At 71.1% G+C, this 23,957-nt stretch carries 23 protein-coding genes; 11 read left to right on the plus strand and 12 right to left on the minus strand.

The window, feature by feature from the left end; translation table 11 throughout:
* Nucleotide 1: 1 nt before the first annotated feature.
* Nucleotides 2-1,570 carry a carboxyl transferase domain-containing protein gene (locus V5E28_RS06765; protein ID WP_336205516.1) on the minus strand — a complete coding sequence of 523 codons (1,569 nt, stop codon included), beginning with the start codon at nt 1,568-1,570 and terminating at the stop codon, nt 2-4.
* Between the two features lie 64 nt (nt 1,571-1,634).
* Here V5E28_RS06765 and V5E28_RS06770 point away from each other — a divergent pair, with 64 nt between their 5' ends.
* The 5 genes from V5E28_RS06770 to V5E28_RS06790 all read left to right on the plus strand — a co-directional run bounded on the left by V5E28_RS06770 (nt 1,635) and on the right by V5E28_RS06790 (nt 5,609).
* Nucleotides 1,635-2,231, plus strand: a complete 597-nt coding sequence (locus V5E28_RS06770) for an SACE_7040 family transcriptional regulator (RefSeq protein WP_336205517.1) — start codon at nt 1,635-1,637, stop codon at nt 2,229-2,231.
* A gap of 85 nt (nt 2,232-2,316) precedes the next feature.
* On the plus strand, nt 2,317-2,850 hold the full coding sequence (locus tag V5E28_RS06775; protein WP_336205518.1) for a PadR family transcriptional regulator: 534 nt from the start codon (nt 2,317-2,319) through the stop codon (nt 2,848-2,850).
* A complete protein-coding gene (locus tag V5E28_RS06780; protein ID WP_336205519.1) occupies nt 2,851-3,825 on the plus strand; it encodes an ATP-binding cassette domain-containing protein in 975 nt (324 codons plus the stop codon).
* Nucleotide 3,826: 1 nt separating this feature from the next.
* Complete coding sequence (locus V5E28_RS06785; RefSeq protein WP_336205520.1) at nt 3,827-4,693, plus strand: ABC transporter permease; 867 nt, start codon at nt 3,827-3,829, stop codon at nt 4,691-4,693.
* A 334-nt stretch (nt 4,694-5,027) separates the two neighbouring features.
* Nucleotides 5,028-5,609: a hypothetical protein gene (locus tag V5E28_RS06790; RefSeq protein ID WP_336205521.1), complete on the plus strand. Its 582-nt coding sequence runs from the start codon at nt 5,028-5,030 to the stop codon at nt 5,607-5,609.
* A gap of 51 nt (nt 5,610-5,660) precedes the next feature.
* Here the strand turns inward: V5E28_RS06790 and V5E28_RS06795 are convergent, their stop codons facing one another.
* On the minus strand, nt 5,661-7,031 hold the full coding sequence (locus tag V5E28_RS06795) for a hypothetical protein (protein WP_336205522.1): 1,371 nt from the start codon (nt 7,029-7,031) through the stop codon (nt 5,661-5,663).
* A gap of 198 nt (nt 7,032-7,229) precedes the next feature.
* Between V5E28_RS06795 and V5E28_RS06800 the strand changes: the two genes are divergently transcribed.
* Nucleotides 7,230-9,449, plus strand: coding sequence for a thiamine pyrophosphate-dependent enzyme (locus tag V5E28_RS06800; RefSeq protein WP_336205524.1), 2,220 nt, complete (start codon nt 7,230-7,232; stop codon nt 9,447-9,449).
* A gap of 83 nt (nt 9,450-9,532) precedes the next feature.
* Here the strand turns inward: V5E28_RS06800 and V5E28_RS06805 are convergent, their stop codons facing one another.
* Nucleotides 9,533-11,194: an LLM class flavin-dependent oxidoreductase gene (locus V5E28_RS06805; RefSeq protein WP_336205525.1), complete on the minus strand. Its 1,662-nt coding sequence runs from the start codon at nt 11,192-11,194 to the stop codon at nt 9,533-9,535.
* Nucleotides 11,195-11,376: 182 nt separating this feature from the next.
* Between V5E28_RS06805 and V5E28_RS06810 the strand changes: the two genes are divergently transcribed.
* The gene (locus V5E28_RS06810; protein ID WP_336205526.1) at nt 11,377-12,591 is read left to right on the plus strand and encodes an MFS transporter; all 1,215 of its coding nucleotides are present in this window, start codon (nt 11,377-11,379) and stop codon (nt 12,589-12,591) included.
* A gap of 4 nt (nt 12,592-12,595) precedes the next feature.
* Entirely contained in the window at nt 12,596-13,846 is a 1,251-nt protein-coding gene (locus V5E28_RS06815; RefSeq protein ID WP_336205527.1) for an FAD-dependent oxidoreductase, read from the plus strand.
* Here the strand turns inward: V5E28_RS06815 and V5E28_RS06820 are convergent.
* From V5E28_RS06820 to V5E28_RS06845, 6 genes are all read right to left on the minus strand, one after another.
* Nucleotides 13,828-14,061 carry a hypothetical protein gene (locus V5E28_RS06820; RefSeq protein WP_336205528.1) on the minus strand — a complete coding sequence of 78 codons (234 nt, stop codon included), beginning with the start codon at nt 14,059-14,061 and terminating at the stop codon, nt 13,828-13,830. The two genes, V5E28_RS06815 and V5E28_RS06820, sit on opposite strands and share 19 nt — an antisense overlap.
* The gene (locus V5E28_RS06825; RefSeq protein WP_336205529.1) at nt 14,045-14,509 is read right to left on the minus strand and encodes a hypothetical protein; all 465 of its coding nucleotides are present in this window, start codon (nt 14,507-14,509) and stop codon (nt 14,045-14,047) included. Before V5E28_RS06825 ends, V5E28_RS06820 begins: the two co-directional genes overlap by 17 nt.
* 81 nt (nt 14,510-14,590) lie before the next feature.
* Nucleotides 14,591-15,691, minus strand: coding sequence for an FAD-dependent monooxygenase (locus V5E28_RS06830; RefSeq protein WP_336205531.1), 1,101 nt, complete (start codon nt 15,689-15,691; stop codon nt 14,591-14,593).
* A 33-nt stretch (nt 15,692-15,724) separates the two neighbouring features.
* On the minus strand, nt 15,725-16,423 hold the full coding sequence (locus V5E28_RS06835; RefSeq protein ID WP_336205532.1) for a maleylpyruvate isomerase family mycothiol-dependent enzyme: 699 nt from the start codon (nt 16,421-16,423) through the stop codon (nt 15,725-15,727).
* Nucleotides 16,416-17,240, minus strand: coding sequence for a fumarylacetoacetate hydrolase family protein (locus V5E28_RS06840; RefSeq protein WP_336205533.1), 825 nt, complete (start codon nt 17,238-17,240; stop codon nt 16,416-16,418). The genes V5E28_RS06835 and V5E28_RS06840 overlap by 8 nt, the downstream gene beginning before the upstream one ends.
* Nucleotides 17,237-18,277, minus strand: coding sequence for a cupin domain-containing protein (locus V5E28_RS06845; RefSeq protein ID WP_336205534.1), 1,041 nt, complete (start codon nt 18,275-18,277; stop codon nt 17,237-17,239). The genes V5E28_RS06840 and V5E28_RS06845 overlap by 4 nt, the downstream gene beginning before the upstream one ends.
* A 47-nt stretch (nt 18,278-18,324) precedes the next feature.
* Here V5E28_RS06845 and V5E28_RS06850 point away from each other — a divergent pair, with 47 nt between their 5' ends.
* The gene (locus V5E28_RS06850) at nt 18,325-19,083 is read left to right on the plus strand and encodes an IclR family transcriptional regulator (protein WP_336205535.1); all 759 of its coding nucleotides are present in this window, start codon (nt 18,325-18,327) and stop codon (nt 19,081-19,083) included.
* 3 nt (nt 19,084-19,086) lie between these two features.
* Here V5E28_RS06850 and corA read toward each other — a convergent pair whose 3' ends face one another.
* Genes corA through V5E28_RS06865 form a run of 3 tightly spaced genes read right to left on the minus strand, consistent with a single transcriptional unit; the run spans nt 19,087 to nt 21,574 of the window.
* Nucleotides 19,087-20,202: a magnesium/cobalt transporter CorA gene (gene corA / locus V5E28_RS06855; protein WP_336205536.1), complete on the minus strand. Its 1,116-nt coding sequence runs from the start codon at nt 20,200-20,202 to the stop codon at nt 19,087-19,089.
* An 8-nt stretch (nt 20,203-20,210) separates the two neighbouring features.
* Nucleotides 20,211-20,681, minus strand: coding sequence for a nuclear transport factor 2 family protein (locus V5E28_RS06860; RefSeq protein WP_336205537.1), 471 nt, complete (start codon nt 20,679-20,681; stop codon nt 20,211-20,213).
* Nucleotides 20,682-20,689: 8 nt separating this feature from the next.
* Nucleotides 20,690-21,574, minus strand: coding sequence for an amidohydrolase family protein (locus V5E28_RS06865; RefSeq protein WP_336205538.1), 885 nt, complete (start codon nt 21,572-21,574; stop codon nt 20,690-20,692).
* 34 nt (nt 21,575-21,608) lie between these two features.
* Between V5E28_RS06865 and V5E28_RS06870 the strand changes: the two genes are divergently transcribed.
* Nucleotides 21,609-22,307: a M50 family metallopeptidase gene (locus tag V5E28_RS06870; protein ID WP_336205539.1), complete on the plus strand. Its 699-nt coding sequence runs from the start codon at nt 21,609-21,611 to the stop codon at nt 22,305-22,307.
* A 45-nt stretch (nt 22,308-22,352) separates the two neighbouring features.
* Nucleotides 22,353-23,948, plus strand: a complete 1,596-nt coding sequence (locus V5E28_RS06875; protein WP_336205540.1) for a serine/threonine-protein kinase — start codon at nt 22,353-22,355, stop codon at nt 23,946-23,948.
* The last annotated feature ends 9 nt before the right edge of the window (nt 23,949-23,957 follow it).

Raw genomic sequence — 23,957 nt, forward strand, 5'->3', positions numbered from 1 at the left:
GTCACATCCGGAAGACGCCGTAGCCGACGGGGTCGAGCGGGGCGTTCGCCGCCGCGGAGAGGGCGAGGCCGAGGACCGTGCGCGTGTCGAGCGGGTCGATCACGCCGTCGTCCCACAGCCTGGCCGTGGAGTAGTACGGGTTGCCCTGGTGCTCGTACCGGGCCCTGATCGCGTCGGCGTCCGCGCTGCCCACGGTGGTCAGGACGTTCGCCGCCTGCTCGCCGCCCATGACGGAGATGCGCGCGTTCGGCCACATCCACAGGAACCGGGGCGAGTAGGCGCGACCTGCCATGGCGTAGTTGCCCGCCCCGAACGAGCCGCCGATCACCACGGTGAGCTTCGGCACCCGCGCGCACGCGACCGCGGTGACCATCTTGGCGCCGTGCTTGGCGATGCCGCCCGCCTCGTAGGCCTTGCCGACCATGAAGCCGCTGATGTTCTGCAGGAAGAGCAGCGGGATCCGCCGCCGGTCGCACAGCTCGATGAAGTGCGCCCCCTTCATCGCCGACTCGCTGAACAGGATGCCGTTGTTGGCGACGATGCCGACCGGGTGACCGTGCAGCCGGGCGAAGCCGGTGACGAGTGTGGCGCCGTACTCGGCCTTGAACTCCAGGAAGCGCGAGCCGTCGACCAGCCTGGCGATGACCTCGCGCACGTCGTACGGCTGCCGGGTGTCGGCGGGGATGAGTCCGTAGAGGTCGCGCACGTCGTGCGCGGGCGGCTCCGGCTCGGACGTGTCCCACGGGCGCGCGGCGCGGGGCGCCAGCGTGGAGACGATGTCGCGGACGATGGCCAGCGCGTGCGCGTCGTCCTCGGCGAGGTGGTCGGTGACGCCGCTGACCCGCGCGTGCAGGTCACCGCCGCCGAGTTCCTCAGCCGTCACCTCCTCGCCGGTGGCCGCCTTCACCAGCGGCGGGCCGCCGAGGAAGATCGTGCCCTGGTCTCGTACGATGACCGCCTCGTCGCTCATGGCGGGCACGTACGCGCCGCCCGCGGTGCAGGAGCCGAGCACGGCGGCGATCTGCGGGATGCCGCGCGCGGACATCGTGGCCTGGTTGTAGAAGATGCGGCCGAAGTGCTCGCGGTCGGGGAAGACCTCGTCCTGCATGGGGAGGAACGCGCCGCCGGAGTCGACCAGGTAGACGCACGGCAGGTGGTTGTGCAGGGCCACCTCCTGGGCGCGCAGGTGCTTCTTGACGGTGATCGGGTAGTAGGTGCCGCCCTTGACGGTGGCGTCGTTGGCCACGACCACGCACTCGCGGCCGGCGATCCTGCCGACGCCGGTGATGATGCCGGCGGCGGGCGCCTGGTCGTCGTAGAGGCCGTTGGCCGCGAGCGGCGACAGCTCCAGGAAGCGGGAGCCCGGGTCGAGCAGGCCGTCGACGCGGTCGCGCGGCAGCAGCTTGCCACGCTCGGCGTGGCGCCGCCGGGACCGCTCGGGGCCGCCCAAGGCGGCGGTGGCGAGGCGTTCGAGGAGGTCGGCGGCGAGCCGCTCGTTGAGCTCGGCGTTGTGCTTGTAAGCCTCGCTCGAACGGTCGGCGGCCGACTTCAGCACCGGCCAGTCGCTCATGTGTCCCCTCTCGTCATGGCCGAGATGTTAGTCATCATTAACGTAACCGTCTAGCATGTGAGACGTGACAACTGCCTCGGCACCTACCCGAAATCGCGGCAACAGGCGCGCGGAGATCCTGGCGGCCGCCGCGAGCCTGTTCGCGGTGCGCGGCTTCCACGGCGTCTCGATCGAGGACATCGGCGGCGCGGTCGGGATCTCGGGCCCGGCGCTCTACCGGCACTTCACCGGCAAGGACGCGCTGCTGGCCGAGATGCTGCTGGACATCAGCTCGCGGCTGCGCGAGTCGGCCGTGGCGGTCGTCACCTCCGCCGGCGGGCCGGGCGAGACGCTCGACGCCCTGCTGAACGTGCAGATCACCTTCGCGCTCGAGCAGCCGGCCCTGATCACCGTGCACGACAGGGAGCTGGGCAACGTGCCCGAGCGCGACCGGCGGCAGATCAGGCGGCTGCAGCGGCTGTACGTCGAGGAATGGGTGACCGTGCTGGCGGAGCTGCACCCGGCGTGCCCGCCGGCGCGCCTCCGCGCCGCCACACACGCGGTCTTCGGCCTGCTCAACTCCACCCCGCACAGCGCGGGCGAGCTTCCGTCACAGGCCATGCGCCCCCTCCTGCACGCCATGGCGCGGGCCGCGATCGAGGCCTGCGTTAACCCTCGCTAACTGGCCGCCGTCTTGCGACAAATGCCTTGTTAGGCCAACTATCTAGATATATCGTTGGGGTATCTCGATAGTTGGAGGTGTCAGCATGCGCGACCCCCGAAGATGGGAAGAGCCGCCCGCCCCGCCGCCGCCGATGCCCCCCATGGCCCCGGCACCGCCCGGCATGGAGGGCTCGCCGAGGGTGCGGCGCGGAGACGTCAGGGCGGCTCTGCTGAGCCTGCTCAGCGAGGGCCCAAAGAACGGCTACCAGATGATCCAGGACATCGAGGCCCGCAGCCGGGGCGTCTGGCGCCCCAGCCCCGGGTCCGTCTATCCCTCGCTCCAGCAGTTGGAGGACGAGGGCCTGGTCCTCTGCGAGGAGAGCGGCGGCAGCCGTACCTACCGGCTGACCGAGCAAGGCCGCGAGGAGGCCGCCCGCCATCTGGGCGGTGAGGCACCATGGGACGAGGTGGCACGCACCGTGCCCGAGGACCGCCACGAGCTGCGCCTGCTGTGGGGCCAGCTCGGAGAGGCCTTCCTGCACCTGACCCGGTCCGCCAACGACCGGCAGGTCGCCGAGGCCAAGAAGCTGCTCAGGCAGACACGCAAGTCCGTTTTCCAGATTCTGGCGGAGGACTGATTGAGCACCGAAACGGCTGTGACCGTCAACCAGTTACGCAAGACGTACGGCAAGATCGAGGCCGTCAAGGGCGTCGACTTCGAGGTGGCGCCGGGCGAGGTGTTCGGCTTCCTCGGGCCCAACGGCGCGGGCAAGACCACCACGATCAACATGCTCTGCACGCTGGTGAACCCGACCGGCGGCAGCGCCACGGTCGCGGGGCACGACGTGGTCAAGGAGCGCGACGAGGTCCGCCGCAACATCGGCCTGGTCTTCCAGGACCCCACGCTCGACGGCTACCTGAGCGCCGAGCAGAACCTGCGCTTCCACGCCGAGCTCTACGGCGTACCCAAGAGCGTCGTCGGCGACCGGATCGAACAGGTCATGGAGATGGTCGCGCTCTGGGACCGCAAGGACGCCAAGGTGATGACGTTCTCCGGCGGCATGAAGCGGCGGCTGGAGATCGCCCGCGGCCTGCTGCACTCGCCCCGGGTGCTGTTCCTGGACGAGCCGACGGTCGGGCTCGACCCGCAGACCCGCTCGGCCATCTGGGGCTACATCAACGAGCTCAGGGTCAGCGAGGACATCACCATCTTCATGACCACCCACTACATGGACGAGGCCGAATACTGCGACCGGATCGCGATCATCGACCACGGCGAGGTCGTGGTGACCGACTCGCCGGAGAAGCTGAAGGCCAGCGTCGGCAGGGACCGGGTGCAGATCCACACCCGCGACGACCAGGCCGCGATCGCCGCCCTCCGCGACAGGTTCGGCCTGGAGGCCGCCGTCCACGAGGGCGCGGTCACGTTCGCGGTCGAGTCGGGCGAGGAGTTCGTGCCGCGCCTGTTCGCCGAGCTCGGCATGCCGATCACGTCGGTGAGCGTGTCGCGCCCGTCGCTCGACGACGTGTTCATGTCCTACACCGGCTCCACGATCCGCGACGCCGAGTCCGGCGACAACATGGCGTGGATGCGCGCGATGGCGAGGCGATGACATGACGACAGAGGCGACCACGGGGGCGATCAGGGTACGGGTGCCCGCCCGCAGCGCCGGTCACGACCTTCGCGCGATCAAGGTGGTGCTGCACCGGGAGATGCTGCGCTTCGTCAACGACCACACCCGCATGCTGTCCATGCTGCTGCAGCCGGTGCTGTGGCTGTTCGTCATGGGCACCGGGCTGGGGTCGCTGGTGCAGGGGTCGATCCCGGGGGTGGACTTCCGTACGTTCATGTATCCCGGCATGATCTCGATGACCGTGATCATGACGGGCATGTTCTCCGCCGGCTCGATCGTGTGGGACCGCGAGTTCGGCTTCCTGCGCGAGATGCTCGTCGCGCCGGTCTCGCGCGGCGCGATCGTGGTGGGCAAGTGCCTGGGCGGCGCGATCGTCGCCACCGGGCAGGGCATCGTCATCCTGGCCATGGCCGGGCTGGTGGGCGTCCCCTACTCCCCCACCCTGATGCTCACGCTCCTGGGCGAGATGTTCCTGGCGGCGTTCACGATCACCGCCTTCGGCGTGATGCTCGCGGCGCGGATGAAGAACATGCAGACGTTCTTCGGCCTGATGCAGATGGCGATCATGCCGATGATGTTCCTGTCGGGGGCGATGTTCCCGCTGGCCAACCTGCCGTCGTGGCTGCACGTCCTGACGGTGGTCAACCCGATGACGTACGCGGTGGACCCGATGCGGATGGCGGTCTTCTCGCACCTGGACGTGCCGCCGGCGGTGAACGCGACGCTGAACCCCGGGGTGCAGTGGTTCGGCTGGCAGGTGCCGATCCCGGTGGAGCTCGGGCTGGTCGCGGCACTCGGCCTGGTGCTGCTGGCCGTGGGGATCGCCCAGTTCAGGCGGGCCGACTAGGACCTGTGCGGACTGCGGGCCCTCAGGCGGGCCGGAGGCTTCGGATCCACCGGATGGCTCCGCGTGGAGATCCGGCTCGTGGCCGGCCGGGCGACCGCCTGGCCGGCCTTTCCGGATGGCGGCTTCGATACGGCGGCGGCGCCGGCCAGGAGCGTCCAGGCTGGAGCGCCAACAAGAGTTTCGTGTTCGAGTGCAACCGGACGATCACGGAGGGTAGCTTTCCTGACGTGCGACACTCCCCCTTGGAAAGGCATCCTCCATGTTCGGTCTCCAAGAACGCCTGAACCAGCATGAAGCCCGACTGTCGGCTCTGGAATCTCGTACAGTCAGCGGCGTGGCTGACCTGAGCATCGCCGAACGCTTCACCTCACTGCACGAGCGGGTCGACGGCGTCGGGAAGAACCTCCTGACCAGGATCGACAAGCGCGCCGACCGGCTCGAGACCCGCGTCGACGGGATCGGAGTCCACGTCGACCGGCTCGACGTCGGCGTCAAGGACCTCGGCACCCGCGTCGACCGGCTCGAGGTCGGCGTCAGGGAGCTCGGCATCCGCGTCGACGGGATCGGGACTCGGGTCGAAGAGCTGGGCGAGCAGCTGTACCAGTTCCAGCACACGACGACCGATAGCTTCAACCAGGTCAAGCAAGATATCGCCAGGATGGACCTGCGGCTCGACAAGGTCCACCTCCGGCTGGACCAGCAGGACGACCGCTTCACTCAGCTCGAGTCGTCTCTGGCCAAGCGGTTCACCGAGATCGACGACCGGTTCGCCGCGATCGACCAGCGGTTCGCCGCGATCGACCAGCGGTTCGTCGCGATCGACCAGCGGTTCACCCGGGTGGAGGGCGATCTCGGTGACATCAAGCAGATGCTGCTGAGCCTGGGCGCCAAGGCGCCCGCCGATCGGGTCAACTAGCGTGACGGAGGCCCGGGACGGTTCGTCCCGGGCCTCCTCGTGTTCACAGGGTCAGCGCTTCACGCGGACGTAGTCCGTGCGGCTGGCGTCGCCGTGGGTGTCCTCGTCACCGGCGTAGACGAACTTCCATCTGCCGGAGTTCCATGCCTTGACCTTGGTGTACAGCTTGCCGCTGCTGTTGGACCAGGTGGACTTGACGTACTGGTAAGAGTCCGAGCCCTTGGGCTTGAAGTACAGCCGGACCTTGCCCTGATAGCCCTCCCAGACGCCTTCGTCGTCAACCTGCAGCGCGCCCCTGAAGCGCAGGTACTTGCCGCGCTTGACGGGCTCCGGGTAGGCGTTGAACGAGATGACGCGGGTGTCCGCCTTCTCCTCCTCCGGCGGCGGGGTGGGCTCGACGACCCTGACCCAGTCGGCGTCGCTGACCGAGCCGTTGACGCCCTTGGCGCCGCGGAACTCGGCTCGCCACCAGCCCGACGCCTGCGCGGTGGTGGAGGCCCAGAAGCGGCCGTCGCGGTTGGTCACGTCGCTGGTGACGTACTGCCAGTGACGGGAGTCGTGAGCCTTGAAGGTGATGGCGACCCGCTGGCCGGGCAGGGCGTGCTTGCCCTCGGCCTGCAGGACTCCGGTGAAGCTGAGCCTGTCGCCCTTGGTGACGGGCTCGCGGTAGGCGTCGAAGCCGGAGATGTGGCTGTCGCGGTTGCCGGCCTTGACGCTGACCCGGTCGGTGTCGCTGACCGAGCCTCTGGCGACGGCGGTGGCGGCGAACTCGGCTCGCCACCATCCGGTGGTCTCGGCGCGCACTCTGGCGGCGAACCAGCCGTTGCGGCCGGTGGTGACGCTGGTGACGTGCCGGTAGGCGTCGGTGCCCCTGGCACGGAAGGTGATGGTCACCTTCTGCCCGGCGTAACCCTTGTCATCGGCCTCGAGCTTGCCGGAGACCCTGATCGTGTCGCCCTTGTCGACCCGGTCGGGGTTGGCGTCGAATTCGACGATCTTGGTGGTGAGCGCCTTCTTGACCTCGAAGGTGCCGGTGGTGGAGGCCTCGCCGTCGCCCTTGGCGATCGCGAGGAGGTTCCAGGTGCCCGCGACCGCGGCGTCGAAGGACTTGGTGGCGGTCCACCGGGTCCAGTCGCCGTTCTTCGGGCCGGCCTTGACCTCCACCGGGGTGAACACGCCCTGCTGGCCGGGCGCCTTGAGCTGGAACTCGGCGCCGGTCGCGCCCTTGGTGGAGAACGTGAACGTCGCCGTGACGGCCTTGTCGAAGACGACGATCGGGGAGGCAGGGCTGATCCGCACCTTGCTGATGGTGGGGGCCGCGACCTGAACCTCCGCCGACGCGGACGGTGTCAGGGCCAGAGCCCCGGCCCCCATCGCGAGCGCGACGGCGGCCACAGCGGCCACACGGATGCGTTGTAACATACGGGTTTCCTTTCTGGATACCCCAGGGGTTTCAACGCGGCATTGAGGGTGCCACGTGTCTCTCCAGTAGACGTCGCCGAGAGCCCCAAAGTTCTCGATTCTGACAATCTGTTATAGAGCGGGGTCAAAAGGACCGGTCCAGAACATGTCACCACCGACTGGCAGACGCGAGAGCCCGCGGAAGACATAATCGGCTATGTGGCGCGCGACACAGTTGAGACTCATTTCATCCAGGCGGTAGCGACTCTTGAGACGGGCGCGGCTCGGGATCCGGCGGGTCCCGTCCGCGAGGGGACCACTCTCACCGGCGAACAGTGCCGCACGCTCTACCAGCGTCAGCTCGACAGTCGGCTGCTCGACATCGCGGCTCGCTGGCTGCGCGAGCAGGACGAGGGCTTCTACACCATCGGCTCGGCCGGGCACGAGGGCAACGCCGCCGTCGCCGCCGCCCTGCGGCAGGACGACCCGGCCCTGCTGCACTACCGCTCCGGCGCCTTCTACCTCACCAGGTCCGAGCAGGCCGGACGGCTGCCCGACCAGGGCATCCGCGACGTGCTGCTGGGCCTGACCGCCTCGGCTGAGGAGCCCATCGCGGGCGGGCGGCACAAGGTGTTCGGCCACCCCGACCTGGCGGTCATCCCGCAGACCTCCACCATCGCCAGCCACCTGCCGCGGGCCGCCGGCGTTGCCTTCGCCATCGAGAGGGGCCGCGCGCTCGACGTCGGCCAGGCATGGCCGGACGACGCGATCGCGGTGTGCAGTTTCGGCGACGCCTCGATCAACCACGCCTCGGCGCTGTCAGGCTTCAACATCGCCGCCTACGCCACTCACCAGGGGCAGCCGCTGCCGATCCTGTTCGTCTGCGAGGACAACGGCATCGGCATCAGCGTCCGCACGCCCAAGGGCTGGGTGGAGGCGGCGGCCCGGCGGCCCGGCATCGAGTACTTCGCCGCCGACGGCTGCGACCTGGCCGGCGCCTACGACACGGCCCGGCGGGCCGTCGAGCACGTGCGCACCCGCCGCTTCCCCGCCTTCCTGCACCTCTCCACCGTGCGGCTGATGGGCCACGCCGGGTCCGACGTCGAGTCGGCCTACCGCACGCAGCGGGAGATCCGCGCCGACCTGGAGCGCGACCCGCTGCTCGGGTCCGCTCGGCTGCTGGTGGAGGCGGGGCTGGTCACGCCGGAGGAGCTCCTCAAGCGGTACGAGCTCTCGCGCGAGCACGTGCTGCGGATCGCGCTGGAGACCACCCGCAGCCCGCGGCTCGCCTCCGCCAAGGAGGTGATGGCGCCGATCGCGCCGCGCCGGGCCGACCTGATCGCCAAGATCAGCCCGGTCGCCGCGGAGAGCGCGGTCAGGGAGAAGGCGTTCGCCGGGACGCTGCCCGAGACGGAGAGGGCGATGACGCTCTCCCAGTCGATCAACCGCACGCTCGCCGACGCGCTGGCCGTCTATCCGGAGATGATGGTCTTCGGCGAGGACGTGGCCAAGAAGGGCGGCGTCTACGGCGTCACCCGGGGCCTCCAGAAGCGTTTCGGCGCGGGCCGGGTGTTCGACACGCTCCTCGACGAGCAGGCCATCCTCGGGCTGGCCCTCGGCTCGGGGGTGTCGAAGCTGCTGCCCGTGCCGGAGATCCAGTACCTGGCCTACCTGCACAACGCGCTGGACCAGATCCGCGGCGAGGCGGCCACGCTGTCGTTCTTCTCCCAGGGCGCCTACCCCAACCCGCTGGTGGTGCGGGTCGCCGGGCTGGCCTACCAGAAGGGGTTCGGCGGCCACTTCCACAACGACAACGCCGTCGGCGCGCTGCGCGACATCCCGGGACTGGTCGTCGCCGCGCCTTCGCGGCCCGACGACGCCTCCGCCATGCTCCGCACCTGCCTTGCGGCCGCCCGTACCCAGGGCTCGGTCTGCGTGTTCCTGGAGCCGATCGCCCTCTACCACACCAAGGACCTGTTCGACGAGGGAGACGGCGGCTGGCTCGCGCCGTACGCGCCGCCCTCGCGCTGGCCGGAGACGCACGTGCCGATCGGCCGCGCGCGCTCCTACGGCGACGGGCGCGACCTGACGATCGTGACGTTCGGCAACGGGCTGCGGATGAGCCTGCGGGCCGCCGTACGACTCACGCAGGAGGGGTTCAGCTGCCGGGTGCTCGACCTGCGCTGGCTGGCACCGCTGCCGGTGGAGGACCTGGTGCGGGCCGCGGAGCTGACGGGCAAGGTGCTGATCGCCGACGAGACCCGGCACACGGGCGGCGTGTCGGAAGGCGTCATAGCCGAGCTCGTGGATGCGGGATTCCAGGGGCAGATCGCCCGCGTCACCTCGGCCGACAGCTTCATCCCGCTGGGTGGCGCGGCCAACCACGTGCTGCTGTCGGAGGAGGAGATCGAGGAGGCCGCCCGCAAGCTCCTCAGCTGACACCTCGGCCTGGCGGCTCGCCAGGTGCCCTTCGCCCGGGCGTCACCGAGATCATCCGTCGCGGCCTGGTGCTCCTGGAGCCGCTAGTAGGCGGACGGGCCGCCGAACATCTCCGTCACCCGGGAGGCCAGCGTCACGTCGCCGGTCACCCGCAGGCGGCCGGAGACCAGCAGGTCCGCGGGGTTGGCGGTGCCGGCGAGAACGCGCAGGAAGTCGGCCGCCGGCATGGCCAGCCGGAGCGCGGGGTCGCGGACCGCGCCCTGCCGGGCTCTGGCCCGGCCGCCGCGGACGAGGACGGTCCAGGTGGCGGCCGGCTCCAGGGCGAACTCCAGTGCGCCCTGAAAGCCGGAGGCCCGCTCCGGCTTGAAGGACCTGGCCATCAGCGCGAACAGCAGCCGCTGCCCCCGAGGGCCGAACCGGCGGTTCAGCTCGGCGTCCGAGCGGCCGTCGACGAGCCGGGCCGTCAGGCGCCGCCCGCCCCGGCGGGCGCGCTTGCGGGCCGCCGCCGCGAGGTCGGCCACGCCGCGGGCGGGCCGCTGGGTGACGGCGGCGAGCTCGGCGTCCTCGTCGATGGTGTACGGCCGGTCCAGGGTCCTGGCTGGAGGGCGTCTGGCCAGGGCCGCCTCGATGGCCGGGGCGAGCCGTTCGGCCTTGGCCCGCTCCCGCTCCTCACGGCCCTCGGCGCAGGCCGGGAGCACCTTCTTGCCGAACAGCTCCAGACTCTCGCAGATGTGGTCGTGCCGGTTCGCCCCGGCCTGCAACACGAAGATCATCTGGTCGACGCCCGCCTCCTCGTAGCGGGTGACGAGCTCGATGAGCTGCTGCGGCGTGCCGAGGGCGCCCGCGAGGGGGTCGGTCCCCTGGGCGCCCAGGGTGGGGGCCCACTCGGTGAAGTCTCGCCAGATGTCGGATCTGCCCGGCATGTGCTTGGACGGTCCGTAGTAGTGCGCCAGCGCGTAGGCGAAGAAGCCCGCCCCCGAGGCGCCCCGCCTGCGGGCCTCCGCCGCGTCCTCGTGGCACATCATGGGCAGCACGACGGCGAGGTTGGCGTTGACCGCGAACCCGGCGGGCACGCACTCCGGCGAGGCGAGCAGCTCGTAGTAGTCGCGCGCCCAGACGGCGGCGTCCTGCGGGTGGACGAAGGCGAACGACAGCGCCCCCATTCCGTTCCGTGCCGCCAGCAGGATCGTCTCCCTGCGCGAGCACGCCACCCACAACGGCGGGTGCGGCTTCTGCACCGGCTTGGGGATCACGTTGCGGGGCGGCATCCGCAGGTACGGCGAGTCCCACCCGGCGAACGGCTCCTCGACGAACATCCGGGTGACGGCGTCGACCGAGTCCTGCCACATGGCCCGCTTGCGCTCCCGGTCCACGCCGAAGCCGCCAAGCTCGGCGCCGGAGCTGGCCTCGCCGGTGCCGAAGTCGACGCGCCCGCCGGACACCAGGTCCAGCGTCGCGACCCGCTCGGCCACCCTGGCCGGATGGTTGACCGGCGGCGGGACCTGCACGATGCCGTGGCCGAGCCGGATGCGGCTGGTCCGCTGCGAGGCGGCGGCGAGGAAGACCTCGGGGGCCGCCGAGTGTGAGTATTCCTCAAGGAAGTGGTGCTCGACCTCCCAGACGTGGTCGAAGCCCACCCGGTCGGCGATCTCGATCTGCTCCAGCGCGTCGGTGTAGAGCCGCTGCTCGCTGTCCGGCGTCCAGGGCCGGGGCAACTGGTGCTCGTAGAAGATTCCGAACCGCACCTCAGGCCTCCGATCGCGGGGCAGGTGGAGACGCTCCTACGAGCACGCTTTCACGGTCGGGCCCCTACGTCACCCATGTCACGGGCGCGGTCTCGTGTTCCGCATGGCAGAAAGTTACGGCGATGTTTCCACCAGTCACTACATGGCCGCTAACGTGAACGAACTCACCGCCGAGGAGCACCATGACTGTTCACGCTACGTCACGCCCGGACCAGGCCGGGGTCACGAGCACGTCCGGATACCGCTGGGTCGTCCTCCTGCTGTGCTGGGCGTCGTTCACGATGACCTCAGTGGACCGTTCCACCTGGGGTCCGGCCTCGGCCTCCGTGGGCGAGGCGCTGGGCGTGTCGCTGGCCGGGCTGGGGGTGTTCGCCACCTCCTACTACATCGGCTACGTGATCTCCAACGCCGGCGGCGGCGTGCTGACCGACTGGCTGGGCGCGCGGAACGTCCTGTCCGGGTCGCTGTTCGTCGCCGGCGGCTTCATGATCCTGTTCGGGTCGAGCCAGTCCGCCGCCGTGGGCATCGGGTTCCAGGCGCTCATCGGCCTGTTCGCGGGAGCCGACTACGCGGCCGGCGTCAAGCTGGTGACCATGTGGTTCTCCGTGAAGGACCGCGGGACCGCCATGGGCGTGTTCATGACCGCCACCTCGCTGGGCACCGTCATCGCCAACGCGGTGGTGCCCCGGCTGATCGAGTGGCACGACTGGCAGACCTCCTACCACCTGTTCGGCGGCGCCTCGATGGTGCTGGCCGTGCTGTGCTGGTTGCTCATCCGCAACGGCCAGGTGGTCGGGGAGAAGGCGGGCAAGCCGGACCTGCGCCCGCTGATGTCCAACCGGGACCTGCTGCTGCTGGGGCTGGCAGGGTTCGGCGGGCTGTGGGGCACGTACGGCTTCATCACCTGGTCCAACACGCTGATGGTCAAGGGCAACGGCGTCGACCCGGTGACGGCCGGCACCGTGGTGGTGGTCTTCGCCGTCGTGGCGGTCATCTGCAAGCCGCTGGTGGGGCTGGTCACCGACCTCATCGGCAAGGGCCGCAAGCTGCCGACGATCGCGGTGCTGCTGTACTTCGTGGTCGCGCTGCTGGTGTTCGGCGCGATGAGCACGCCGACGGCCTTCCTGATCGTGGCGCCCTTCCTGGGGCTCGGCGCCTACCTCTACAGCCCGCTCATGGTCGCGATGATCCCCGACCTGTCGGGCAGGCGGCTGGCCGGGTCGGCGGCAGGCGCCACCAACGCGGTCTGGCAGCTCGGCAGCGTCATCGTGCCGGTGGTGATCGGCGCGGTCTTCCAGGCCACGGGCTCCTTCTACGCCGCGTTCGCCGCGCTGGCCGTGGGGCCGCTGGTGGGGGCCGTGCTGATGTTCTTCGTACGCGAGCAACGGAAGGCGTGAGGGTATGAGCGAGCACTACGACGTGATCGTGGCCGGCGGCGGATCCGGCGGGGTGGCCGCGGCGGCGGGGGCGGCCCGCACGGGGGCGCGCACGCTGCTCGTCGAGCGCGGCCCCTGCCTCGGCGGCGCGGCGACGCTGCGCAACGTGCTGACCTACTGCGGCCTCTACACCCGCGCCGAGCCGCACACCCAGGTGGTGTACGGGGTGGCGGAGGAGGTCATGGCCGGGCTGCGGGCCGAGGGCGCGGTGAGCCCGCCGGCGAAGTTCACCGCGGTGGCGGTGGTGTTCGACCCCGAGACGGTCAAGCGGGTGCTGGACGACGTGTGCGTGGGCGCGGGCGCCGAGCCCCGGCTGCACAGCATGCTGCTGGACGCGCGCCGGGAGGGTGACAGCATCGTCTCGGCCCTGATCGCCGACCACTCCGGCGTGCACGAGGTCACCGCCTCCGCCTTCGTGGACGCCACCGGTGAGGCCGACCTGGCCACCAGGGCCGGTGCGGCGGTCCGCTACGGCGCCGAGGGCAGGGTGCAGAACGGTTCGCTCGGCGTCCGCTTCGGCGGCATCCCGCCCGAGGCGCAGGTCACCAGAGACGCGGTGGGCGAGGCGATCAGGGCGGCCAAGGCCGGCGGCGCGGAGCACCTGCTGGCCGAGCAGGGGCTGGTCGCCCGGCTGCCCGTGTCGGGGGACGTGATCGCGTACCTGGTGGACGAGGGGTACGACGCCCGAGACGCGCGCGACACGAGCAGGGCGGAGATCTCCGCCCGCGAGCAGTCGGCCGCCTACCTGCGGGTGATCCGGTCGCTGCCGGGCTGTTCCGGCGCCTACATCGTCAGCACCGGCCCCGAGCTCGGCACCCGGGAGTCGCGGCACGTGGTGGCCCGCTACCGGATGACGGACCGGGACGTGCTGGGCGCGGGCCGGTTCGGCGACGCGATCGCGCTCGGCGCCTGGCCGGTGGAGTATCACCCGGGGCCGGGAGTGCCGTCGCAGTGGCGGTTCATCGACGGCGACGGCTACTACGAGATCCCCTTCGACGCGATCCGCAGCGCTGACACGCCGAACCTGTTCGCGGCCGGGCGGGTCATCGACGGCGACCGGCTCGCGGGCGGCTCGCTGCGGGTGATGGGCACCGCGTTCGCCACCGGCCACGCCGCGGGGATCGCCGCCGCCCTGGTGGCGGATCGGGGCGAGGCGACGGCGCCCGACGTGCGCAAGGAGCTCATCGTTCAGGACGCCTACCTGGGATCCCGGTAGCGACGGAAGGTCGTCGATCGCTCCAGGGCGTACAGGGTGTCCGCGGCGACGATGAGCAGGCCGATCAGCCCGATCACGGGCAGGTCGGCGCGGCGGACCGCGAGCCGGGTACCGGCCGCGAGTACGAGGACGACGATGGCCGCGACGATGGACACCGCCGAGAGCCGGGCGGTCAGCAGCGCCCACCGGATCCCGCCGTCACTCGCCTGGTCCATGGCGAAGAAGAACGCGCCGAAGCCGGCCGCGGCCGCCAGCGTCGAGCCGGTCGGGGAGGAGCAGCAAGGTGCAGGCGCGCTCGAACCGGGCGCCGATGCGTTCCCAACGCTCCACGGCGGCGGCGAGGGCGTCGGGGTCGTCGTGCAGCCGGCCGGTGGCCCGCAGCAGGCAGGCCTCGGCCCAGTCGTTCTCCTCGACCGTCGACGCGGCGTCGGCAAGCAGGTCGGAGGCGTCGGGAAGGCTCGCGGCGACCGCCAACTCGGCTCCGGCGATCCTGCCGAAGGGCAGCATCAGGCCATCAGGCTGCATGTCGCCGAAGGCACGGCCAGTGAGCGCCCGCGCGTCGGCGAACGAACCGGTGTGCAGGGCCACCCGGATGTCGGCGAAGACGACCGACGAGAGGGTCGCCTGAAACTCCGCGCTGATGCCGAGACCGTCAGCTACCACCCGTACCGCATGTTCCCCACGCGAACGTGACGAGCCGGGCCCAGCTCACCACGCTGGAGCGAGCCTGACCGGCTCGCCGGATCAGGAGCCGTACAGCCAGTCGGTGTACGTGTGGCCGGCCAGGTCGCGGGTCCTGAACAGCTCGTTGCGCAGCACCCGGGCCACGCCGTCGACGTGCCAGATGTCGCCCCACAGCCGGGCGGTGGCCTGCACGCGGGCCGTGCGCGGGGCGCGGATCTCCTGGTAGGCGGCGAGCGCCCGGTCCCAGTCGCCGGCCGCGGACTGCTCCGCCAGCACGTGCGCGTCCTCGAGGGCCTGGCAGGCGCCCTGGGCCAGATACTGCAGCATGGGATGGGCCGCGTCGCCGAGCAGGGCGAGCCTGCCCTTCACCCAGGTGCCGGCGGGCAGCCGGTCGAGCATGGGCCAGTGCCGGTCCTGCCACAGGTAGGGCAGGCCCTTCCGCACCTCGGCGCAGCACCGCTCGTAGGCGGCCTCCAGCTCGCCGGCCCCGCGGAAGACGGCGACCTGGTTGAGCAGCTCGCCGCCGCGCAGGGCGTACTGGACGAAGTGGCAGTCGGGACCGAGCCAGGCGACCACTTCGGCGGTGTCGAAGTCCTCCGGCAGTGGACACGTGCCCCTATAGGCGACAAATCCGGAATCGAGGGGTTGGTCGCCGACGAGGTCCGCGCGCAGGCCCGACTGGAGGCCGTCCGCCCCGATGACCACGTCGCTGTCGTGCTCGGAGCCGTCCGTGCAGCAGGTGCGGGCCCGGCCGCCGATGGTCTCGACCCGCTCCACCTGCCGCCCCCTGGCCAGCTCCACCCCCGCCTCCGCGCAGGCCGCCAGCAGGATGGCGTGCAGGTCGCTGCGGTGCACCACCACGTACGGGGCCCCGTAGCGGCGCAGGAACCCCTCGCCCAGGTCCAGATGGGTGAGCTCCTCGCCGCTGACCGCGTCGCGGAAGACCAGCCGCCCGGGCAGCACGCCGGCCTCGATCACCCGGTCCAGCAACCCCCATCCGGCGAGCAGCCGGGTGGCGTTGGGCCCGAGCTGCAGCCCCGCCCCGACCTCCCCGAACTCGGCCGACCGCTCCAGCAGCCTGACCGCCCGCCCCGCCCTGGCCTGGGCGTAGGCCGCCGCCAGGCCGCCGATGCCGCCACCGACGACAACTACCTCAGTCACGTGCCTTCCTTCCTCAAGCCTTCCCGAGCCTTCCTAGAGCCAGCGGCCGATCGCCGGCGCGTCCGGATGCGGTGCGGGACCGCGTCCGGTGACCCAGGCGGCCAGCTCGGCGGCGGTGCCCCGCACCGCGGATACCTGTGCCGGGGATGCCTGTGCCGGGCCGTCGACGCGCCAGACTCCGTGCCTGTCGACGGGCGCGAGGACGAGTCCCCGCTCCTGGCCGCGCCGCGCCCACAGCCCGGTCACGTCGGTGAGCAGCGCGTCGAGCAGGGCGGCGGGGAAGTCCTCGAACCCGCCGCCCGTCCCCAGGTCCACGGCGTGCACCCACATCTCGCGGCAGCGCATCCAGACGATCTCCGACGCGGGCACCGTCCGGCCCTGCGCGGTACGCACCGGAGCGGCCCAGGCCGGTGTGGGCAGCTCGCGCAGGGCCGAACGCAGCTCCGACGCGGTCCGCCCGGCCAGAGCGAGGATCTCGGCGGGGGCGAGCTTCGCCAGCTCCTCGATCTCGTCGTCGCGCGCCTGCGCGGAGGTGTACATCGGGCTCTCCTCGCCGGTCCGCGCCCAGTGCGCGAGCCGGCCGAGCGCGCGGGCGTTGGCCGCGACGTGAGCCACCACGTGGCGGCGCGTCCAGCCCGGCAGCGCGGAGTCCCCGTCGAGGTCGGCGCCGTCGAGCCGGGCCTCGAAGTAGGCGGTGCCGGCGTCCAGCCAGGCGAAGTCCGGGTCAGACATCGCGGCGCGCCGTGTTGACCAGCTCGCCGAGGCCCGCGATCCGGGTCACCAGCTTGCCGCCGTCCGTCAGGTAGCGGGGCGGCTTGCGCGCGTGCCCCACCCCGCCTGGCGTGCCGGTCGCGATGACGTCGCCCGGGCGCAGGGTGAGGATCTGCGACAGGTACGCGATCAGCTCGGCGGGCGGGAACACCAGGTCGGCGGTGTCGGCCTGCTGCACCACCTCCCCGTCGAGCTCGCACTGCATGGTCAGCTCGCCGCCGGTTAGCTCGTCAGGGGTGACGAGATAGGGGCCGAACGGGGTGGTGCGCTCGAACGTCTTGCCCTGGAGCCACTGCAGCGTGCGGTACTGGTAGTCGCGCGCGGTCACGTCGTTGATCACCGAGTAGCCGGCGATGGCGGCCCCGGCCTCCTCGGTGGAGGCGTTGCGCACGTCCGCCCCGACGACGACGGCCAGCTCGGCCTCCCAGTCGACCGCCTGCGAAACGGCGGGCAGCTCGATGTCGTCGTACGGCCCGATCAGCGCCTCGGCGAACTTGGCGAACAGCGTGGGATGCTCGGGCAGCGCGCGTCCCATCTCCAGGATGTGGGCACGGTAGTTGAGCCCGACACAGATGATCTTGCCGGGGCGGGGCACCACGGGTGCCAGGTCCGCGGTCGAGAGCGGGTGCCTGGGACCGTCGGACGCGGCCGCCCGCTCACGCCAGCCCGGGTCGGCGAGCAGCGCGCCGACGTCGGCCGCGTCCACTTCCACGGCGAGCTCGCCGTCGATCCTGGCGGCGGCGGTGCGGCGCGGCAACCGCAGGGTGGCGAGCTTCATACGAGCTCCTCCCGATACTGGTGCAGGCCCTCGAAGACGGGCGTGTCGGCGAAACGGAACAGATCGAGACGGGTGTCCCCGCGGAACGACCAGGCGCACCAGGACGGCACCACCACCAGGTCGCCCCGGGTGAGCCGGCGCTCGGTCCCCTCCAGCGTGACCGAGCCCTCGCCGTCGAAGACCTGGTAGACCGAGGAGCCCACCTCCCTGCGCGGAGCCGTCACGGCGCCCTCGCGCAGCCGGTGGAACTCGGCCCTGATCGTGGGCATGACGTCGCCGCCGGTGGTCGGGTTGGTGTAGCGGACGGCGGCGTGGCCGGGCTCGACCGTGCCGGGATGCCCCTCGTCCTCCAGGGCGAGCTGCTCGTCCAGCGCGCGGTCGGTGTGCTCCCATCGATAGGCGGCGATCGGCGAGCTGGGCCGCTCACCGAGCTCGGAGACCGGCCGCAGCCCCGGGTGCGCCCACAGCCGCTCCGAGCGGGACAGGTGCGGCGTGGCGGCGTCGCTCACCTGGTCGGGGCCGAACTCGAAGAACGAGGTGTCGGTGTGGTGGACGAGCGGGATGTCCAGCCCGTCGATCCAGGCCATCGGCGCGCCGGTGGTGTTGTGGTGGCCGTGGAAGTGCCAGCCGGGGGTGAGCAGGAAGTCGCCGCGCCGCATCGCGACGGGGTCGCCGTTCACCACGGTCCACACGCCCTCGCCCTCGACGACGAAGCGGAAGGCGTTCTGCGTGTGCCGGTGCTCGGGCGCGACCTCGCGCGGGCCCAGATACTGGATGGCGGCCCAGAGCGTCGGCGTGGCGTACGGCAGGCCGTCCAGGCCGGGGTTGGCCAGCGCGATCGCCCGGCGCTCGCCGCCCCTGCCGACGGGCACCAGCTCGCCGGCCCGTTCGGCCAGCGGGTAGAGCGTCTTCCACTCCCAGACGTGCGGCCTGGCCCTGGGTTTCGGATGGACCGGCATCAGGTCGCCCACCTGCGTCCAGAGCGGGATCAGATGCTCTGCTTCGAAGTCGGCGTACAGCCTCTCCTCTGGGTTCATATCGCCACCGTAGGGCGTGATTCTGCATACTGCACTAGCATTCTGGCATGAAGAACAAGCCGGCATATGCCCTGGGCTCGGTCGACAACGTGCTGCTGCTCCTGCACATGCTGCGCGACCAGGGGCGGCTCAAGGTCACCGACGTGGCCAAGGAGCTGGACATCGCCAGGTCCACCGCGCACCGCCTGCTGGCCATGCTCGTCTATCGGGACTTCGCCGTGCAGGACGAGCACCACACCTACCTGCCGGGCCCGTTTCTCACCAGCAGCACGGCGGGCAGCGCCAGCGGGTCGGCGCTGCGCCAGCTGCGCTCGCGTACCAGGCCGGCGATGGAGGCGCTGTGCGCGCGGGCGGCCGAGACGGTCAACCTGGTGGTGCGGGTCGGCACCGAGGTCCGCTTCCTCGACAGCGTGGAGTCGCCGCAGATCCTGCACGTCGGCGACCGGCGCGGCACCATCCTGCCCGCCCGCCGCGCCTCGGGCGGCAAGGTGCTGCTGGCGACGCTCCCCCGCGAGCGGCTGTGGGAGCTCTATCCCGACCTGCCCGACGCGGAGCGGGCGGCGCTGACCCGCGAGCTCGACGAGATCCGGGTGCGCGGCTACGCGCTCAACGTCGACGGCACCGAGCAGGGCGTCTCGGCCATCGGCGCGGCGCTGTGCGACGGGCGCGGCTCGGCCGTGGCGGCGCTGTCGATCTCGGTGCCGTCCGCCAGGTTCGGGGCCGCCAGGGTGCCGTCACTGGCCGCGGAGCTGCGCCGGACGGTCGCGGAGGCCGAGCGGGCCCTGGCGGACCTGCCCGACCTGTGACGGCTAGAGCCAGCCCCGCCGCTTGAAGATCACATAGAGCGTGACGCAGACGATCGCCATGAGCAGGATCGCGAACGGGTAGCCGAACGCCCAGTGCGTTTCCGGCATGTTGTCGAAGTTCATCCCGTAGATGCCGCCGACCACCGTCGGGGCGAACAGGATGGCCGCCCACGCGGAGATCTTCTTGACCTCCTCGCCCTGCTGGATGCTGACCTCCGTCATCCGGGCCATCTCCGCGTTCTGCGCCTGGGTCACCAGCGTCGAGTTCACCACCAGGATGTCGTGGAGCTGCTGCCTGAAGGAGGCCACCCGCTCGTTGACCGTGGTGGCGTGGTCCGACACGTCGCGCAGGTAGCTCTGCAGCTCGTCGGTGACGGAGTATTTGGCGGCCCCGGCGATGAACCCCTCGATCAGCCGCCCCAGCGGCGCGGCGGCCCGCTGGAACTCCAGCACCTCGCCGGACAGCTCGTAGACGCGCCGGGAGACCGACGGGTCGCCGCCGAACACCTGCGCCTCGATCTCCTCGATGTCCTTCTGCAGGCCCGCCACGACCGGGGCGTAGCCGTCGACCACCGCGTCCAGGATCGCGTAGAGCACCGCCTGGGGGCCCTGGCGCAGCAGGTCGGGCTCGGACTCCATGCGCTTGCGGACCGACTGCAGGTCGGGCGCCTCCGCGTGCCGTACGGTGAGCACGAAGTTGCTGCCGACGAAGATGTGCACCTCACCGAACGCCACCTCCTCGACGTCGTCGAGGTAGCGGGCGGCGTGCAGCACGACGAAGAGGGTGTCGTCGTAGCGATCGGCCTTGGGCCGCTGGCTGCCGACGATGGCGTCCTCGAGGGCCAGCTCGTGCAGGTGAAACTCCTCGGCGAGCTTGACCAGCTCCCACTCCTTCGGCCGGTAGAGGCCGATCCAGGCCAGGGCGCCCGGCATCTGCTTGAGCCGCTCGAAGGCGTCGGCCAGCGAGCCCGGATTGTCGACGGCCTCGCCGTCCTGGTAGATCGTGTTGTTGATGACGGTCGGCTGGTAGGGCGACTCCTCGGGGGGCCGCGGGTCCATGGAGTGCTCCGGCGCCTCCCTGCGGCTCCCGCCGTGCCTGCCTCCTCTCACCCTGGCCATGCCCTCTCCTAAGCCTCGAATCTCTGCATCTCCTGCTGAGCCCGGTCCCTGATGGTCTTGCGCCACATCGGCGTCCACCCGAACAGCAGCCCGTGCGGCCGGCCGAGCGCCATCCTGGACCAGCGCTTGAAGTCGAACTCGTCATGGTGGCGCACGATCAGATCGTCCTCGAACCTGAACAGCGCGTCGATCTCGTTGACCACCTCGCGCCCGGTGCTGGACAAGGTGTAACGCGCGGTCCAGTGTGCCGAGCCGGAGAAGTCGTCGGCGCGCACGTCGCAGAAGTCGGACTCCAGGCCGCCCTGCACGCCGAGCTGCATCCGCCACATGGTCATCACCCGGTCGCGCCGCTCGACCTCCTGGAAGATGGGGTCACCGAAGCTCACCTCGGGGTGGTAGCAGCGCTCCATGGCCGCGAAGTCCGCGCGGCCCAGAGCATCGTAGAACGCGCCAATCAGCGCCACGTACCGGTCGTTCACGTCTCCCATCAGACCATGGCCAGGGCGTTGGTGAAGCACACAGCCCTCAACCATTCGTCGCCCAGATCGAGCCGGTCGAGCGCCTGCAGCTGGTGCGCGTAGGGGTGGGGGATGGTGGGGAAGTCGCTGCCGAGCACCACCTTCCCCGCCAGGCCCAGATCAAGCAGGGCGGGGCGCAGTCTTCCCGGGAACGGCATGCCGAGCTCGGCGAAGTCGGTGAAGGCCATCGTGGTGTCCAGCGCCACCCGCTCGTAGCGGGCAGCCAGCTCGAAGAACGGGCCGTACTCGGGCATGCCCAGGTGTGCGATCACCATCCGCAGCCGGGGATGCTCGCGCAGCACCCCGCCGATCGGCCCGGGGCCGATGTGGCCGCCCGGCACGGGCACCGAGCTGGCGTGGACGACCACCGGCACGCCCGACTCGGCCAGCATCCCCCAGACCTCCGCCAGCTCGGGCGCGCGCGGGTCGAAGCCGCCGACCTGCAGGTGCACCTTGAAGATCTTGACGCCGTCGTCCAGCGCGCGCCGCACGTAGCCGGCCACCCCCGGCTCCGGATAGAACGTCGCCGATGGCAGGCACTCCGGCGTGCGGCGGGCGAAGTCGAGCGTCCAGGCGTTGAGATCGGCGGCCATGTCCGGCCTGTGGGCGTACGCCAGGGCGGGGAAGGCACGCAGGCCCAGCTCGCGCAGACGGGCGACGCGCTGCTCCACCGGCCACTCGTACTCGATCTTCCAGCCGTCGCCCATCAGCGGGCCGCCGTGGTTGAAGTGGTGCCAGACCCGGCGCTCCATCCGCTCGGGCAGGAAGTGCACATGCAGGTCGATCAGGCCCGGCAGGCCCAGCGCTCGCCACCAGCCGGGAACATCCGCATCAGAATGATGTTCTGTGAGCACAGTCCAGACTTTACCCGGATAGGGTCAGTCCTCGATGGACAAGCTCTGGGCTCAGCTGATCGAGGTCCAGTCCGCTCCCGCCCCCTGGGTCGTGGCGGGCTCGGCACTGGCCGCACTCGCGATCGTCACCTTCACCATGTCCTGGCAGCTGACCAGGGGCCTGATCACCATCGCCCACGAGGGCGGCCACGCGGTGATGGCCCTGCTCACGCGGCGCAAGCTGGAGGGCATCCGGCTGCACTCCGACACCTCGGGCGTGACGCTCACCCGTGGCCGGCCCAACGGGCCCGGCATGGTGCTGACCGCGCTCGCCGGCTATCTGGCCCCCTCGCTGCTGGGCCTCGCCGCGGCCTGGCTGACCGACCAGGGGCGGATCACGCTGCTCATCTGGAGCATGCTGCTCTTCCTCGTCTGCATGCTGCTCCTGATCCGCAACCTGTACGGCGCGCTGATCCTGCTGGTGACGGGCGGCGCGGTGTTCGCCGTGTCGATGTACGCGCCGGCCGAGGTGCAGCAGGTGGTCGCGCTGGTGGTGGTCTGGTTCCTGCTGTTCGGCGGCATCCGGCCGATCTTCGAGCTGCAGCGCAAGCGGCGCAGGCGGCAGGCCCGCGACTCCGACGCCGACCAGCTCGCCAGGCTGACCTTCCTGCCCGGCGGCTTCTACGTGCTCTTCTTCCTCCTGGTAGGGGCCGCCTCCATGGTCGCGGGCGCGTACCTCATGAATCCCCTCTAAGGGCGGCATTTCACACTAAACTCACCCGTGACAGGGGGGAGTGTCGTGCTGCCAGTCGAGGACGTGCCGGGTTACCGGGTGCTCGATCAGGCGGGCCAGGGCGGGTTCGCCGTCGTCTACCGTGCCCACCAGGAACGCCTCGACCGGATCGTCGCGCTCAAGGTGCTGTCGGTCGACCGGGTCGACCGGGTCACCATGCGCAGATTCCAGCGGGAGCTGCAGCTCACCGGACGGCTGACCGGCCATCCGAACGTCGTCACCGTCTTCGACACCGGCGTGACGCGCTCAGGCAAGCCGTACATCGCCATGGACTTCTTCGAGAACGGCTCCCTGCGCGACAAGCTCCGCGGTGAAGGCGCCCTGCCGGTCCCCGACGTGCTGCGCACCGGGGTGAAGCTCGCCGGCGCGCTCGCCGCCGTCCACGAGGCCGGGGTCCTGCACGGCGACATCAAACCGCAGAACATCCTCATCTCCAGGTACGGCGAGCCCGCCGTCGCCGACTTCGGCGTGGCCAGGGTCGTCGACTCGTCGGAGATCTCCGCGACGTCACAGGCGTTCACCCCGCTGCACGCCGCCCCGGAGGTCCTGAGCGGGCAACCGCACTCCGCCGCCTCCGACATCTACTCGCTCGGCTCGACCCTCTACCACCTGCTGGCGGGCCAGCCCGCCTTCCACAGCCCGACGGACCCGTCGATCGCGCCGCTCATGTACCGGGTGCTCAGCATCGATCCGCCCCCCATCGGCCGGGGAGACGTGCCGCCGGTCGTGTCCGAGACCGTGCTGCGGGCCATGGCCAAGCGGCCCGACCAGCGGTACGGCTCGGCCAGGGAGTTCGCGCAGCGGTTGCAGCAGGTACAGGCGGAGCTCGGCCTGCCGGTCACGGACCTGATCGGGCAGGGGCCCGCCGCCGGCCGCGCCCCGGCGGGCGGCCGCTCGGCGCCAACCGAGGGGCAGCACCCCCGCGCGACGGTCCCCTCCCCCGCGAACCCGTACGTCCCGCCTCCTGTGGGAGGCCGAGAGGCGGGCTCTCCTGGCGCGTCTCCCCCGGGGGCGGCCTGGCCGGAGACCGGATCGTACGCGGGCCACCCGCCGGGCGGGGCCGCGTCCTCTCCCTCCCCGCCCCCAGACGCCGGCCGTCGAGGTGGGCGGGCGTCGGAGCTGAAGCTCAAGGTGGCGATCGGCGCCACCGTCGCGGCCGTAGCCGTCGCGGGCACGGTGCTGGCCGTATGGCTGTCGCGGCAGCAGGCCGACCCTCTCGCCGCTCCGCCGACGGCCGCTCCGTCCACCTCGAGGCAGGCCGCCGAGAAGACGGCGGCGATCGGCGGTCGGAAGATCGCCGCGCTGGCGCCGCGCAGGGTGCGGGTGGCGGCGGACCAGGGCACGCTCGTCGAGTTGCGGTGGACGCTGCCCGTCCAGGCGCGCCGCTACCCGGTCGTGGTGCAGCGCTCGCCGGTCGAGCCGGGCGAGCAGCCGCTCATCCCGCTGGAGGCCGGCAGCACCTCGGCCAGGGTGGCCGGGCTCGACCCCGACCTCGGGTACTGCTTCGTCGTGGGCGTGCCGCTGGAGATCGCCGAAAGCAGCACGCTCGCCTGGTCGAAACCCGTGTGCGTCAGAGGAGCGGTCCCGAAGAAGACCGGCTAACAGCCCGGC

The organism is Nonomuraea sp. LPB2021202275-12-8 (assembly GCF_037044575.1).
Classification (GTDB): domain Bacteria; phylum Actinomycetota; class Actinomycetes; order Streptosporangiales; family Streptosporangiaceae; genus Nonomuraea.